The organism is Methanophagales archaeon, assembly GCA_021159465.1.
In the GTDB taxonomy this organism is placed as follows: Archaea; Halobacteriota; Syntropharchaeia; order Alkanophagales; family Methanospirareceae; genus G60ANME1.
The window spans coordinates 1-16,069 of sequence record JAGGRR010000007.1 but is presented as its reverse complement, the minus strand read 5'-3'; the positions used below and the strand labels follow the sequence as shown (position 1 = coordinate 16,069).

The 16,069-nt window shown below is 46.6% G+C and carries 11 protein-coding genes and 1 tRNA gene; 3 read left to right on the top strand and 9 right to left on the bottom strand.

The window, feature by feature from the left end:
* From J7J01_00185 to J7J01_00155, 7 genes are all read right to left on the bottom strand, one after another.
* Positions 1-1,708, bottom strand: a 1,708-nt coding sequence (locus J7J01_00185) for a DUF3344 domain-containing protein (GenBank protein ID MCD6209312.1), incomplete at its 3' end; no start/stop codon positions are given.
* A 314-nt stretch (positions 1,709-2,022) separates the two neighbouring features.
* Positions 2,023-4,191 carry a CoB--CoM heterodisulfide reductase iron-sulfur subunit A family protein gene (locus J7J01_00180; protein MCD6209311.1) on the bottom strand — a complete coding sequence of 723 codons (2,169 nt, stop codon included), beginning with the start codon at positions 4,189-4,191 and terminating at the stop codon, positions 2,023-2,025.
* A gap of 36 nt (positions 4,192-4,227) precedes the next feature.
* Positions 4,228-5,865, bottom strand: a complete 1,638-nt coding sequence (locus J7J01_00175; GenBank protein ID MCD6209310.1) for a CoB--CoM heterodisulfide reductase iron-sulfur subunit A family protein — start codon at positions 5,863-5,865, stop codon at positions 4,228-4,230.
* Between the two features lie 58 nt (positions 5,866-5,923).
* Positions 5,924-7,228: an aspartate--tRNA(Asn) ligase gene (aspS, locus tag J7J01_00170; protein MCD6209309.1), complete on the bottom strand. Its 1,305-nt coding sequence runs from the start codon at positions 7,226-7,228 to the stop codon at positions 5,924-5,926.
* A gap of 8 nt (positions 7,229-7,236) precedes the next feature.
* The gene (locus tag J7J01_00165; protein ID MCD6209308.1) at positions 7,237-8,037 is read right to left on the bottom strand and encodes a hypothetical protein; all 801 of its coding nucleotides are present in this window, start codon (positions 8,035-8,037) and stop codon (positions 7,237-7,239) included.
* 43 nt (positions 8,038-8,080) lie between these two features.
* Positions 8,081-9,754: a phosphomannomutase/phosphoglucomutase gene (locus J7J01_00160; GenBank protein MCD6209307.1), complete on the bottom strand. Its 1,674-nt coding sequence runs from the start codon at positions 9,752-9,754 to the stop codon at positions 8,081-8,083.
* Positions 9,745-11,019 carry a hypothetical protein gene (locus J7J01_00155; GenBank protein ID MCD6209306.1) on the bottom strand — a complete coding sequence of 425 codons (1,275 nt, stop codon included), beginning with the start codon at positions 11,017-11,019 and terminating at the stop codon, positions 9,745-9,747. Before J7J01_00155 ends, J7J01_00160 begins: the two co-directional genes overlap by 10 nt.
* Before the next feature lie 86 nt (positions 11,020-11,105).
* Here J7J01_00155 and J7J01_00150 point away from each other — a divergent pair.
* Both J7J01_00150 and aroA read left to right on the top strand, forming a co-directional pair.
* Positions 11,106-11,177, top strand: a tRNA-Arg gene (locus J7J01_00150).
* Positions 11,178-11,260: 83 nt separating this feature from the next.
* Positions 11,261-12,583 (top strand): 3-phosphoshikimate 1-carboxyvinyltransferase, encoded by a 1,323-nt coding sequence (gene aroA / locus J7J01_00145; GenBank protein MCD6209305.1) that lies wholly within the window; start codon positions 11,261-11,263, stop codon positions 12,581-12,583.
* Between the two features lie 355 nt (positions 12,584-12,938).
* On the opposite strand, the gene J7J01_00140 is transcribed toward aroA, so the two are convergent.
* Positions 12,939-13,517, bottom strand: a complete 579-nt coding sequence (locus tag J7J01_00140) for a CPBP family intramembrane metalloprotease (GenBank protein MCD6209304.1) — start codon at positions 13,515-13,517, stop codon at positions 12,939-12,941.
* 622 nt (positions 13,518-14,139) lie between these two features.
* On the opposite strand from J7J01_00140, the gene J7J01_00135 reads away from it, so the two are divergent.
* Positions 14,140-15,813, top strand: coding sequence for a hypothetical protein (locus tag J7J01_00135; protein MCD6209303.1), 1,674 nt, complete (start codon positions 14,140-14,142; stop codon positions 15,811-15,813).
* A gap of 51 nt (positions 15,814-15,864) precedes the next feature.
* Here J7J01_00135 and J7J01_00130 read toward each other — a convergent pair.
* Positions 15,865-16,069 (bottom strand): hypothetical protein (locus J7J01_00130; GenBank protein ID MCD6209302.1); only part of this gene is annotated, 205 nt, incomplete at its 5' end.

Sequence of the window (16,069 nt, the reverse complement as noted above, 5' to 3'; positions counted from 1 at the left end):
TACCCCCCACCACCAGTATCGCATTACTCGCCTCCATGTAATCGCCACTGCTCTGGAACGCAGCCACATTCGTCGTATTTAGATACGGTGTGACATTACACTCATTAATGCCTATCTGTGAGTCGCCTGCAACGTTCCACACATCACTCCACTTATGCCCGTTGAATATCAACTCGCCCTCGCCCGGATCTGGATAACCCGCGCCCGGCGCCACTGTTATCAACCGTGCACTCCTATTACCCGCATCTTCAATCGCCCTCGTGAACGGCGCATAAGCAGTCGCTTCTTCGGGCGTTGTGCACTTATCTGAGCCACCGTAAAGCAAGTCAAAACCTTCATTCACAAATATCTTACACCCTGGACTACCATCCCCGCTCTCGCTCTCGTATATTACCACAAGCAACATACCCCGTATAGATGGATTACCAGCAACCGGATTCTGATTCTCAAGAACTGCGGTGTTACCGCTATTATTGAATTCGCCGGTTACATTATATGCGAGCATTCCACACGGATAGTCATAGCCGTCGTACCCCTTGCGATCTGTATAAAATGCATCCCTCTCTACCGTGATATTGTTAAATCTCAGACTGACATTGTCAGGCATCCCCTGCACCATATCCCATGTGTAATATACATACAGTCTCGCCTCTTTTACTTTCGCATCTTTACCACCAGGAATAGATAAATCCGCTGTGCTCCAATTGACCGTATAATTGTACCATGGTTGTTTGTAACCACTCAAATAGCGGCTATCTCCTGTTGAATATAGAAAACCGCCCCTAACTCTATATTCCCGCATGGTGGTTATATCAATATTGCCATTCCCAGCCTCAGAGCCACCGCCGGTATATCGCTTACCTTTATACCCATTATTCACCACCTGCACTGTTACTTCCTTTACATTATTAGTGTTATCTATCTCTGTAACTTCATCACTACAATTCACTTCCACTTTTATCGTAACATTAACCCCCGCTACTCGTAGCGTAGGGTCTAAAACTGCTACCTGAGTACTGCTGTTAGCAGCCAGCCCCGGAACATGGATTTCCTCGGTTTTATCTCCCACCTGAAAACTGACATTGAATGCACCTGCATCCTCTGTACCGATATTCTTTACTGTTGCATTTATATAGTTGCTCTCATTCGCGAATAAGAACCCGCAATTAGGATTTGGCTCTATATCAGTAACTACCAGCTCCTGTCCTTCACAATGGTCCGCTATAACTACCTCTGTCTCTGCTGTTACCTTATCATAATAAACATGAATTACCGCGGTACCCTTTTCCGTTCCCGCTCTCAGTATTGCATGCGCATAGCCATCTTTGTCTGTCTTATCCCACACACCAATCCTATTATCAATCCAATTATGCCCTCCTGTAGATACGTTAAGCAGCTCAGCATCGGATGGACCCTCTATCAAAAATACAAGAATGTTATCCTTACAGGGCACGCCACTATCATTCACTGCGCGCGCTGTTATTAGCGCCTCCGCTTCACCATCAGCAGGAATACAGGTTTGATTCGCAGTGACCATGATCTTAGTAGGATGCGGTGGCGGAGGTGTACCAGGATCTCCAGCACAAATTACCACCCCACACATCACCGATACAAGAGCTATAGCTACCGTTATAGCTACAAATACGCCTTTCCCCCTATTATGCGCTTCTCCTATCTTCATCTTCTTTATTCTCTTCATCTTCTTCATCCCCTTCATCTCTCACCTTTACCCTGCTTCTTCTTTATGTTACCCTCTATATATAAAAACATATGCTTTTTACATGTGCTTGTATCTGTATATCACTACTGCTTATAAACGTAAGCAGTTTCTCAATATTTAAGCTTTTCTATTATGTTCTTCTTGTATCATCACAGGCTAATAATGCAGATACGGGAAGAGAGTATAATTCAAACCTGTTAAAGGAAAAGAACAAAAGAAAAAAGAAGAATAAAAGGAGTTTTTATATCGCTTACTCTTACTCTTATACTCTTACTTTTTGTTTGATTTTTTTGGGGGTTCGTTCACTCTGCACTCTGCTCCCCACTTTCTGGCTCCGATTCCGCCGCTACTCCTTCTTCATGCATCATAACAGGCATCGGCATCGCCGTCTCTGTCAATGCATCTATCTGTGCGTATACCTGCCTGTCACGGTAGTGCTTCATTGTAGCAGCACCTGAGGGGCATATCGAATTGCACGCGCCACAGCCCTTGCAGACCGCTTCGTTCACCGTCATTACATGTCTCAGTTCATCGAATACAAGCGCACCAAACGGGCATGTCTGCTCACAGCACCGACATCCTATGCAGATTTCCTCGTTTATCTCCGATATCGCTGGCTCTATCTTCGCCTTACCCTCTATTAAATATACGAGCGAGCCAGAAGCTGCTGCCTTACCCTGCGCTATGCTGTCTGTTATATCCTTTGGACTCACACAGCAACCCGCAATAAATACTCCATCCGTTGCCGTATCCACCGGTCTGAGCTTCGGATGCGCTTCCAGCAAGAACCTGTCCGTTGACTTCGAGAGCTTGAGCATATCCACCACGCTCTCCACTCCCTTATTCGGTACCAAGCCCACACCGAGCACCACGAGGTCCGCTTCCTTTTCGTACGGCTCACCTATCAGCGTGTTCTCGCCTCTGACCACTACTCTGTCACTGCCCGGCTTCCTGTATATCTCTGCCGGCAGCCCCCTTAGATAGAACACCCCTTCCTTCTTCACCTCACCGTAAAACTCCTCAAAACCCTTGCCAAACGCTCTCACATCCTGATAACATACGGTCACATTCGCATCTGGTAATTGTTCCTTCACTAAATGCGCTTGCTTCGCTAAATACATGCAGCATATTCGCGAACAGTACTCATTCCCCACCTGCTTATTGCGCGAACCCACGCAGCTTATGAATACAACCTCCTTCGGCTTCTTTCCGTTTATTTCTATCTTACCGCCTGTCGGTCCGCTTGGTGATGACAACCGCTCGAATTCCAGACTCGTTATCACATTTGGATACACTCCATACTTGTATTCCGCTGCTACATGCGGATCCACTATGTCATAGCCTGTTGCCACTATTATCGTACCCACAGTGTACTCCTCTATCCTCTCCTCTTCGCTGAAATCTATCGCGCCTGGCGTGCATACACTCATGCACGGCGGTACTTCCTTACCCTCTTTTATCGTCTCGAGTGTGGCGTTACCGCATTTCCCATCCTTCAACAATGCACAGTGCTCTGCATCCACGATATACGCAGGTGGTACCGCGAAGGGGAATGGCATATAAATGGCAGTTCTAACACTCAACCCTTCATTATATTCGTTCGGTACATCTTTGACCGGACAAGCCTCCTCGCATTTACCACAGCCCGTACATTTAGCCACATCCACATATCTGGGCTTTCGTCTTACCTTCACTGTGTAATTACCAATAAAGCCACCTATATCCTCGACCTCTGAGTTCGTCATCAAATTTATATTTGGATGCGCACCCACTTCAATCATGCGCGGTGTGATAATAGAAGTAGGGCGCTCAAGCGTTGGAAAAGTCCTGCTCAGCTGTGCTACATGTCCACCGATAGACGGCGCCTTCTCCACCAGGTCCACCTTGAAACCTCCATTTACTATATCCAGTGCGGCATACATCCCTGTTACGCCTCCCCCAATCACCAGCACTTCCGGTGCGACCGGTACCTCCTTCTCCTCCAGTGGCTCCAGTAATGTGCATCTTGCTACCGCACTCCTCACAAGCTCCTTCGCCTTCTCCGTTGCTTCTTTTGGATAATCCGCATGAGGCCATGAGCAATGCTCCCTTATGTTCGCCATCTCATAATAATATGGATTCAGCCCTGAATCAGAACAGGTCTTCCTGAATGTAGGTTCATGCATTCGCGGTGAACACGATGCCACTATCACCCTGTTCACCCTGTTCTCGGCTAAATCTTTCCTTATCAAATCCTGTCCCGGGTCCGAACACATGAATATATAATGCCGCGCTAATGCCACGTTCGGTAATGTCGCTGCATACTTCATCACCGCCTCCACGTCCACTGTCATCTTTATGTTTATACCGCAATGACAGACATAAACGCCAATCCGCAGTGCGTCCTTCGGAGCATCGTATGCTACTCCCTTCACAAAACCCTGCATTGGCACTTTCGTGTAATCATATTCATATTCTCCCTCTTCACCCATCTCTCATTCGCCTCCTATTCTTATTCCCAATTTATTTTATGCCCCTATCTTCTCCGCCATCTCTTTCAGTGTTTTGCAGCCTATACACATCTCCTCCTCTATCTCTGGCACTGACGGTCTTATCTTCGCCTTTCCGCCTGCGAGCAGCGATAGAAGAGCAGCTGCTGCCGCTTTGCCCTGCGCTACGCTGTCCGGGATATCCTTTGGACCCTGTGCACAGCCTGTTACGAAGACACCTTCCACTTCCGTATCCACAGGTCTAAGCTTCGGATGCGCCTCTTTTGCAAAATGGTCCGCAGTTTGTGATATACCAAACATCTCCAGCAGCTTCTCCGAGCCTTCACTCGGTTTTAATCCTACACCCAGCACTACGAGGTCCGCCTCAAGCTCATATGTCTCACTCAGCATCGTATCTTCCGCTCGCACCACCACACGGTCACTACCCGGCTTTTGATATATCTCTGCGGCAAGTCCCCTTCGATAACTGACACCTTCATGCTTCACTCTACCATAAAACTCCTCAAATCCTTTTCCAAATGCCCGCACATCCTGATACAGAACTGTTATGTTACAATCTGGTACCTTCTCCTTCAATAAGTGCGCCTGCTTCGCTAAATACATACAGCATACCCGCGAACAATACTCATATCCCGTTTGTTTGTTCCTGGAACCTACGCAAGATATGAAAACCGCATCCTTCGGCTCTTTGCCATTTATCTCCATCTTCCCCATCGTTGGTCCACTGGCTGACGAAAATCGCTCAAATTCCAGTCCATGTATCACATTCGGATACACGCCATACTTATACTCCGGCGAGACCGTTGGGTCTATAACGTCATAACCCGTTGCTATTATTACACCACCTACCGTCAACTCCACTATCTCATCCTTCATATCGTGCCTGATTGCATTCGCGTCACACACAAGCACACACGGTGGCGCCTCATCTTTCGTCACTTCCTCCCCCTTCTCTTTCTTCTTCACCGCTTCCTGCGTACTCTCAAGTGTCGCCTTTCCACACTTGCCCTTCTTTACCATTAAGCAGTGCTCTCCATCCACCGTATATATCGCCGGTATTGCAAAAGGATATGGTCTGTAAATCGCACTTCTCTTCATCAAGCCCAGATCAAATTCGTTTGGGAATCTGTTCTTCAATCTACAGGCATCGGCACATGATGAGCATCCGGTACATTTATCCTCATCTACATACCTCGCCTTCTTCAAGACCTTCACTTTGAAATTCCCAACCGAGCCTTCTACTCCTATCACTTCAGAATAGCTCATCAAATCTATGTTCGGATGCGCACCCACATCCACCATCCTCGGCGTCAGGATGCATGCTGAACAATCAAGTGTTGGGAACGTCTTATCAAGTTGTGCCATGTGCCCGCCAATAGAAGGTGTCCTCTCAACCAGATGCACCGTGAAACCTGCCTCTGCTATATCCAGTGCGGCATACATACCTGCTATTCCGCCACCTATCACTAATGCTTCCTGAGCCACTTTTACCTCCTGCTCCTCCACCTTCCCCAGAAACGCACCTTCTACCTTATCTTTTATCTCTGTCATCACTCGCCTGGTTGCAGCCTCTACTTCTACTCCTGCCTCCACTCCTGCTACCTTCTCCTCAGCTTCCGTTGCCATATTCGCCATACACTCCTCACACTTCTTCACTTCGCACTATCATCATATAAATTTTTTGCTTTTTCGCTCACCGTCTTGCCCTTCCCGACTAAGGCACAAGCCTTCTCCTATCCCTCGGAAACAGTACCACCTCCCTTATATTCCCTATCTCCAGCATGCTCATCAACAGACGCTCAACGCCCAGTCCCCAGCCTGCATGTGGCGGCATACCATACCGGAAAGCTTCGAGATAAAACTCAAAGCTATCAGCACTCAATCCTTTTGATTCTATCTTACTTTGGAGTAACTCATATGAATGTACACGCTGTGAACCCGAAGCGAGTTCCAGTCGAGGGTGCATCAGGTCGAATGCATCGCAGATATCATTGCGGCGTGAAGATGGTTGAGCATAAAAGGGCTTTATCGCTGATGGCCAATCGGTAATGAAATAATGCTCCCCTATCATCTTACCCAGCATCTGTTCAGCGGATGTACTCAGGTCTTCTCCCCATTCTATCTGCTCTCCTGCTTCTGATAGCAGTTCTATTGCCTCATCATATGTTATACGCTTGAATGGCACCTCCGGCACTTCCAGCTTCACTCCCAGACTGCTTAAACCAGGATAATCCTCAATTCGGGCGTATACAAATGCGATGAGTTCCTCTAACATCGCCATCACATCCTCCGCAGTTGCAAATGCAACTTCTATATCCGCAGATGTGGCTTCGTTCAAATGCCGGGTTGTATCATGCTCCTCGGCTCTGAATATCGGCGCAATCTCATACACGCGGTCGAAACCAGAAGCCATGAGCATCTGCTTATATAGCTGCGGGCTCTGGTTCAAGAATGCCTCACGTTCAAAATAGGAAATAGGGAAGAGCGCAGTGCCACCCTCTGTTGCCGCACTCACAATCTTCGGCGTGTTTATCTCTATAAACCCTCGTTCATCAAAGAAGTCCCGCATCGCTTTGAGTACCCGACTGCGGACGATGAAGATATGCTTTACTCGCTCTCTTCTGAGGTCCATGAACCTTGCATCCAGCCGCGTGTCCAGTTCGGCAACCACTTTATCCGTGGTGTCCAGCGGTAAAATCGGTGACGCCTCGCTCAGTACTTCCATTCGCTCCGGTATTATCTCATAACCCGCAGGTGCCTTCTCCTCCCTCTTCACTCGACCCTCTATCGCCACCACTGATTCTCGTGGCACTCTCTTCACTCTTCTAAACAGCTCAGCATCCACATTACCTCTGTGCAATGTGACCTGCGCCAGACCACTGAGGTCACGGATTATAAGGAAGAATACACCACCAAGGTCTCTCTTCTCATGCACCCATCCCGCTATGCATACTTGCTCACCGCTATTCGCAGCGCTAAGTTCGTCTGTATATCTTCGATTACTGAGTTTCATGTTCATCTCTTACTTCATTCATATTCCACCAGTTTCAATGCCGGCTCCCCTTTTATCCGGGTTATAATCTCCATCAATCTGTCCATCTGTTCTGTACTGCCCTCGGCACAGATGACAACAGAGCCCTCTCCTCCATCCACTCCCCCTGCACTCATTGGAAATGCGTTATTCGCACCCAGTATCTTCAAAGCCTCAATCTCTGTTATCACCTTACCGTATACAGGCATCAAGCCCACAGGCTTGCCTACTGACTTATAAAACCTGCCTATTCCAACCCGCTTCGCCGCCTCTGTAATGGGATATGGTATGGTCTTCTCAATACCCACAGGGATGATGAAATTCACACCTCTCGCCATCACCGTTCCGATTGCAGAGCCTACCGTGCCACCTACAGGGTTTGCCATGAGAATGCCCGCGGTACCATTTACATCCACTGCATTTGCACCCTTTATGAAGACATCATCTGCTCTTAACTCCTCCAGGGCTTCTTCAAGCGGTACATCACTTATCCTCCCTCCTCTTATGATAAGTTCCTTACCTCGTTCCTCCTTAGGTACTATACAGGTGCCCCTGGCAGTAATTACACCTGCAGCAAACCTCTCCTTCTCTATCTTCGCCACATCCTCATCTTTATCTTGCAGTGCATTCAGGAGCTCTTCGGCTACATACGCGTTTGTGGTCCCCAGTCCTATTATAATGGTTCCATGCTCCAGTGCTCGCTCTACCTCCTCCAGCTTCCTTACCCCTTTTGCAATCAATCGCTTCGATTCCGAAGGTGTGAGCACAATCAAGACCTTCGCATCTTCTTCAGCCATGATAGATAGATGAGCGATGTCTCATTTAATAATAATTATGCAATTATGCCGCATCCAATCTGCGCACTATTCCCCGCACATACTCATCAGCCTCAAGGTCCACGGTATCAAATTTGCGGAATTCGCTTATCACCGCTTCCTCTATCTTCCTCAAGCCCTCCTCGCTCCTCGCTTCCATTCTGAGTATAATAACCGGAGAAGTGTTCGAGCGGCGGATGAGTGCCCAGCCATCGTACTCCAGAAACTCTATCTTCACACCGTCTATGTCATTACCTTTAGCATCTGTTCGCCTCCTGTATCGCTCAGGTTGCTCCGCTGCAAGCTCACGATACCGCTGCTCTACGATATTAGAAACCCGCTCCTTCTCTTCATCATTCACTACTGGCAGTCTTATCTCTGGTGTATTCACGTATCTACTCAGGAAGTCCTCTAACATCTTATCTATGATATTCACATCTTGATAGAGCCGGAACTCCACAGCAGTGAGGAGTAAGAGTTCGGAGAATGCAAATACGGCATCGTCAGCGCGATTATTCTTCTCGAAGTACACATGCCCCGACATCTCGCCACCTGCAACGGCAGATACTGCTTCCATCTTCGATTTTATGAATGAGAAACCAGTCTTACACTCCACCGGCACACCACCATTCTCGAGGATTATCTCCTTTATAGCATCCGAGCATTTCGTATCATACACGATCGTTGCATTCGGATGCTCCTTCAGGATATGCTTGCATAACAGAGCCAGAATCTGTTCCCCTATTATCATCCGCCCGCCTGGCGATACTGCACCCGCACGGTCACCATCGGAATCGGATGCAAGCCCGATGTGTGCCTTATTACTCGCCACCGCGGTATGTAAATCATCGAGATAGCGCGGTATCGTCGGATCTGGCAGATGATGCGGAAAATTACCATCGGGCTCACAATAAAGTTCTATCACCTCGGCACCTAAGTCGCGGAATATAGGTGGAGCAATCACGCCCGTGGTGCCATTCCCTGCATCGTATACGACCTTTAAGCCAGCTAATGGCTTTGTCCGGTGCTCCTGCCCCTCCATCTTCTCTATCTCAGACTCTGCTATTGATATTGCATCCTTCAATCTGAGCTTGCCTGCGATAGCCTTTAATGCCAGTGCCTCCCATCTATCACGCAAAATTATATTTGCACGTATCATACGATGGTAATCATTCAAGACATCCACATCCTCTATTTCACCTTCACCTTTACCTCCACCTCCTGCTCCTGCACCACTGACTCCGGCTTCAAGCTCTTTAGCTATGTTATACATCTCGTCTATCTGGTCAGAGGTAGTGCTTTCTGAGCCGATGCAGAGTTTGAACCCGTTCCATTCCTTATCAAGATGGCTGCCCGTAACCTCTACACCACCGTCGGCATTAAACAGCCAGGTAGCGAAATACATCAGTGGTGTGGAGCTTACCTTAGCCTTGGGTGCTATATCTATAACGTGAACGCCCCTGCTCACCATCGCTTCAGCAAATGCCTCTTTTATTCGCTTCGAGCTGGTTCTGACATCCTTACCGATGACAACTCTCAGCTCTTCAGGCTCTTTTTTACGCCGCCTTCGCAGTAGCTCCACGTATGCCAGACCAGTAATAGTGCAGAACTCATCACTGAGCTGGAAATCTGGACTGTTCTCATCGGCAATCCCCCTTATATCATTCGCCCTGTATGCTGTCCTGTCTATTATAGCCATTGCTCCTGCTCCTGTTCCGAGCCCAAAAATATCTCTCTCACCTTATCCTCACCCTCTCTTGGACCTCGCATAATTAACAAATCCCCCTCCTTCAGTACTGCATCGCCACCTGGATTATAGACCCATTTACCATCTGCTCTGCGAATTGCCAGTATAAACATCCCGGTTCGCGTCTCTATCTTCAAATCTCGCAGCGTATTGCCAAATATCGCCCTGTTCCTCACTTCCATCTTCAATATTACCTCATCTGATTCCCTTACAGAAGCTGAAAATACTGGATGCAGCTTTATATCTCTAAGCACCACATCCGCAATCTCATATGCCGCATCAGATATCGTCTCCGAGGAGATAGCCACGTGGAGTATCCCCCTGAGCTCCTCAAAGTTGGTCTTACTCGTCACTCCTCTCGCTGCTTTCATCACCAGTATCTCCAGTTCATCCTTCATCCTGTCCATTGAGTCTTCTAAATCCTTCACCTCTGCCGCAATCTCTTTACTCTCGAACATGACCGCGGAATATGCCAGACCAACCGTGAGCTCAGAGAGGTTCTTCATATCTGCCATGAAATCCGCGATCTCTTCTGTTATCCTCTTCCTGGGCTTTGGCTCTCCTTTCTTCTCTTCCTTCCCTTCCGCTCCTTCTTCACCCTCTCTCTTCTCCTTGTACTCTTCTCCTGTTGCCAGTCTGCAGAATGCAGGTATCCCCTCTGTGGGTCCTGAGATGATAATCAGGTCTCCTTCCTTCAATCGTTCGCTACCGGGCGGCTGATATATCCATTTTGAACCCCTCTTTATCGCTAATACGCTCATACCAGTCTCAGTCTCGAGCTTTAACCTCTCAAGAGTCTTATTTGTCAATTCAGATGCGGGCTTTATCCTCACATTTATCACTGCCTCCTCGAAATCGCTCCTGTCCAGATACTGGGTTATATCAACCGATTCTGCTATCTTCGCTATGTCGCCAGCCGCACTGGCTATCTTCTCTGCCGCTGATGCTATCTGTAGTATCCCTGCAAATTCTACCGCATCATCTATGTTCCGCGCACCGAGCATTATAGCAATTCGCATCTTATACAGGAGTGAGTGCATTTTTTCCTCTAACTTGTACACCTCCTTTGCTATCTCCGGATTGCTGTATAAAACTGCGGAATATGCGAGATCAACCATCGAGCCCGAGATGTCCTTCATCTCCACCAAAACATCCTTAACGTTAAAAGTCCCTGCATCTAACATATCTGCTATGCGAATCACCCCTCTTCTTCGCACCTTAACCTTATCTTAAATCCACAAGTCCATTGTTTATTATCTTCTTTCCTATGTATAAGTAATCATTTAGTAGTTGATAAAAAGAGGGGGTCGTAGGGTAGAGGATATCCTGTCAGGTTCCGGACCTGACGACCTGGGTTCAAATCCCAGCGACTCCGTACAAACTTTCTTAGAAAGAAAGTTTGATCAAGGAAACAAGGTTTTTTCCTTTACAGGTTTTCTCTTTGTAAAGAAGAAGTGTATGAAAGCGACAGTGCGAAGGTCGCGGATAGGCGGCGAAATAGATGCCCCTCCTTCTAAGAGCTATACGCATCGAGCGATCGCAATAGCATCACTTGGTACACGGACGCGGAGTGAGCTCATAGCCCCTCTTTTCTCTGAAGATACTGAAGCGACAATAAATGCTGCAAAATGTCTGGGTGCTGTTATAGAACTTGAAGGAGGGGGTAAGAAGATAGCCATAGAAGGCGTGGAAGGTAGACCTGCTACACCAGATGATGTGATAAACGCTCAGAACTCGGGCACCACACTTCGATTCTTCACTGCGATCTCCGCTCTTTGCGAAGAGGGCGCTTCGGTAATAACCGGAGATGCATCGTTGAGGAAGAGACCAAACGGTCCACTACTGGCATCACTGAACGAACTCGGTGCAGAGGCATTCTCGACAAAGGGGGATGGTACAGCGCCAATAGTAATAAAAGGTAAGCTGAAAGGGGGTGATACTGATATAGATGGTTCTATTAGCTCACAATTTGTGTCCGCACTGCTCATTGCTTGCCCGGTTGCGGAGCGAGAATCTCATATCAGAGCAAAAAACCTTATATCCGTGCCCTATACAAGGATAACACTTGAGATACTGGCAAAAGCGGGAATAAGAGTAGAAGTAGAAGAAGTAGATGTAGAAGCTTCACATCTCACGTTCTATGTACCTGGAGGTAAAAGCTACGATTTGCGAACATTTACGGTACCCGGTGATTTCTCCTCTGCTTCCTATCTCATGGCTGCCGCGGTACTTACGGATTCCAAATTGAGAGTCAAGAATCTTTTACCCTCTGCACAGGGTGATTCCCGAATAGTGGATATAATGAGCGATATGGGTGTGGATATGCACTGGAACAGAAGTAGCGGTGTTGTAGAGGTAAGGGGAGGGGAATTGAAGGGTATAAGTATAGATATGAGTGAGAATCCAGATCTGGTACCCACAGTAGCAGTTCTGGCGGCTGTTGCTGAAGGTACTACTGCGATAACAGGTGTTGCACATCTAAGATACAAAGAGACTAACAGATTGAGCATTCTTGCGGGTGAATTGCGGAAGCTGGGTGTGAAGATAAAGGAGCAAGCGGATGGATTATTGATAGAGGGCATAGACAGGGGAAATTTGAAAGCAGCGGAGGTGCATTCGCACGGTGACCACAGGTTAGCAATGGCACTGACGCTCGCGGGTCTATGTACACATGGTGAGACGGTGATCAGGGATGTGGAATGCGCAAGCGTTTCCTATCCCTCTTTCTTTGATGACATCCGCCGGCTGGGTGCTGATATTGATATTATGGTTATGTCATAGCGTTTTTATGAGTGAGCGGAGGTATAAAAGAAGGAGAAGGCATTTTCCCGGGCTGTTAAATACGGACTAAAGACAATAAAAAAACTCCTGGTTCTCTGGCAACGCTTTAATGGTGAACTAAGAAGCATTTTTTAGCAAACTTTTATTCTTTTATTTTATTATACCATAACTGTATTCTCATCAGAATAAGGCGGAGCACATAAACTCATTCTTTCACTCTCTGATTTCAAAAGCTCCCTTATCTCAGAGCCATTCTTCGCCTCGAAAGGTATTTTTTTTCCTCTCTTCTCACTATTTTCATTTCCTTTCCTTGCACCTAATGTTTCCTGAGAGTTGTCCTCTTCTCCACCTATGTTTAAAGCTTTGTTAATAATTGTGCCAGGACAGAAGCTAAAGTCCTATTAATACCGTGACTTATCCAGGCACCAAAGATGTTTTCTGATTTGTATAAAAGATAGCATAATAACGTACCTTGAACAAATACAGGAATCATTCTAAACATAGTAAATTCTGGATGCCATGCAAATGCAAGAATCATTGAAACGACGTAGGCAAGTGCTAAATTTTTAGTGTTTTTTAGTGCAAAAAGGAAAAAGATCCCTCTAAACATGAATTCCTCATTAAAAGCATCGAAAAATAACGGGATACCCCATGTCAGGAATGGGGGCAAGAAGATAGTTCCTTTAAGGGAATAAATTATTGCATTGGTGATTGATGTAATTATTAGAATACCAAAACCAAGGAGAAGGCTTAATTTCAATCCGTTTGTGGTTATACCAAAGTCGCTTAATCTATACTTTCTCAATTTTATGACCACAAGCCCCGGTAAGAGAAATAAAGCTGCTTTTGCTATAAGATAAAAATACCCCTGAAGAACCCCCGCTGGCAAATTACTCATCGCCACGCCATAAAAAAAAGTTGCAGGTAGTATCATCAATAACATGTCTAAGTATGGTTGAAATTTCTTTTGCATGCCGAGTCCAAACAATATTAAAATAAATGCAGGAATTAGTTGGAGAATTATCAAATAAGGTATCATGATCGTATGATTAAGTTAACCTAATTAAATTCTTTTGGGTTTTTCAACACAGCAGATACACGCACACGCACCGCCGTCGAAGGCTATGGGATATGGGAGAGCGGTACCCTATGGCAGAATGTAGCCTCTCTCTCTTCTTGTTGTGTTTTTTGCCTTCCAATGCAGTCAATGCTTTTTTAAAAAACTCGTTTTCCGCGTATAACTGCACAACAGCCAGCCTTTCAAGCTCTGCCATCCTTGCTTGCTCTTTATCTATTTATGCTCTTACGTTGCCACTAAAGGCATTTTCCGGGTCCTTATATCCTTCTTTTCATATGTTGCACCCTCTTTCTTTTTAGTTTTTTAGTTCTTAATTCTTAATTCGTTCTAACTTACTGTCTGCTTTTAGGGATGCACCCCACCCCACTTTTATAATGATGTCTTTACATATTTATTCTAACATAATGATTATCATGATTATGATGATGAACGCGGGGATGAGCGTTGTTTTAAACTTGAGGAAGGGTAGGTAAAAGAGATGGCGAGAAACGTGGGCGTATTAAGTGATATAAGAGTGATAACGCTGTTATTGTTCGTTGTAGCAGCGTTTATTGGGATTTATGTCTATCCACCGCCACCCGCTGATGCTGGATTGAATGGCAACTTACAGTATGGATTAGACCTGGTGGGGGGCTCTTCATTGCAATTGAAGTTAAATGGTACCTTAGTTGGGATCGAGGCGCCTGAAGATGTTAACGAAACCCGCGTTGCATCATACCTCAGTGATGCGCTGGATACCGAAGTTAGACCTTACAGGACTGCACGTGGTGAAATAAAGTACGAGATAAGGAAGTGCGTTACAATAGAGCAGTTGGCGGATGCTTTGAAAGGCATCAACGCCACGATAGCGAAGAAGCCGGATGGCAAACTGGATTTTGAGGAAGGAGTGACCCGGGAGACACGTGATGAGACCAGGCGGATAATAGAGACGAAGTTGAATATGCTGGGTCTGGCAAGCACAACGGTAAGAACAGCAGGCAGTAATTTGCTGGTCATTGACCTTGCGGGTATTGATATAAAGACCGCAGAGTCGCTTGTAGGCGAGCCAGGTAAGTTTGAGATACGAATACAGACGAATGGAACCGGCGGAGAGATAAAGGTAGGAGAGCACCTGAGCGAGATTGAGAACATCACCGAGCATGTTGTATACGGTAGCGAGGGAATACGCAGTGTGAGCATGGTCCCACAGAGGAAGGGTGAAAGCGAGAATGCAGCCTGGGGTGCTCCCTTTACATTGACCGACAAGGGTGCCACAGCACTCAGGGATGCTGCTATAAAGTATGGCGCTATTGATGACCCAAAGAACCACGAACTGGTAATGCTGCTCGACAACGTGGTTGTTTACAGTGGACCACTGCATCCAGAGCTTGCGGAAAAACTGCGAAATGCGCCTGCATATAGCCTTATATCCGAGACGGGGAGTGGGGATGAGGGTTTAAAGCGAGCGAGAGAGCTGATAATACACTTAAAAGCAGGTGCTTTACCGGTGAATGTGCAGGTGATAGGTTCAGGAGAGGTGCCGGCGTATCTGGGCATAAAATTCAAGAAAGGGGCTCTAATTGCGGGTTTACTTGCTCTTATCGCTGTTACACTCGTTGTTGCCGTTCGGTACCGCGAGAAGAGGATAATATTGCCGATGTTCTTTGGACTCCTCAGCGAGGTAATCCTGATATTAGGGATAGTAGCCACGATGAATTGGCTAACAATAGGCATGATGGGTATTCTACTGGTGGTGTTACTCATAGGGGCACTGCTGAGATGGTGGAAATATCCAGTGACAGACCTGACGGTTGGTGTAGCAATATTACTGGTTATATCCGTTTTTATACTATCAGCGGGCAAATGGCAGCTGGACTTGCCAAGCATCGCGGGTATAATCGCCGTAATTGGTACCGGTGTAGACCAGATGGTGATAATAACCGATGAAGTACTTTCTGGTGGCAGGTCTTCCTCAATGTATCATAAACGAATCTCATTTGCTTATGGCATTATCTTCGCATCCGCAGCGACAACAATAGTTGCAATGCTTGCACTCGCATTTATGGCTCTTGGCACACTCAGGAGTCTCGCAATTGTAACTATAATCGGACTCATGATAGGTATTTTTATTACAAGACCAGCCTATGCGCGAATAATAGAGCTACTTGTTTAAGTTTAATTTGTTGCAAGAATGCTAAACATTTTGCATTTCCGTACATTACAGTCAAGTGGGATAAGTAGGATACAGGCAGCCCGATAAGTGCCATTTGACCTGTCGCCTGTCGCGATGCTTTTTTACCCCCTCCTCCAACCATTCACAAAAGATTGTCATATCAGCCTCCAATCTATCAAAAGTGAAGCTATAACGATGTTGAAAGGTCGTGATACTCGCAATGTGCTTTGAAGGTGATATAACCTTCGTAATAAGC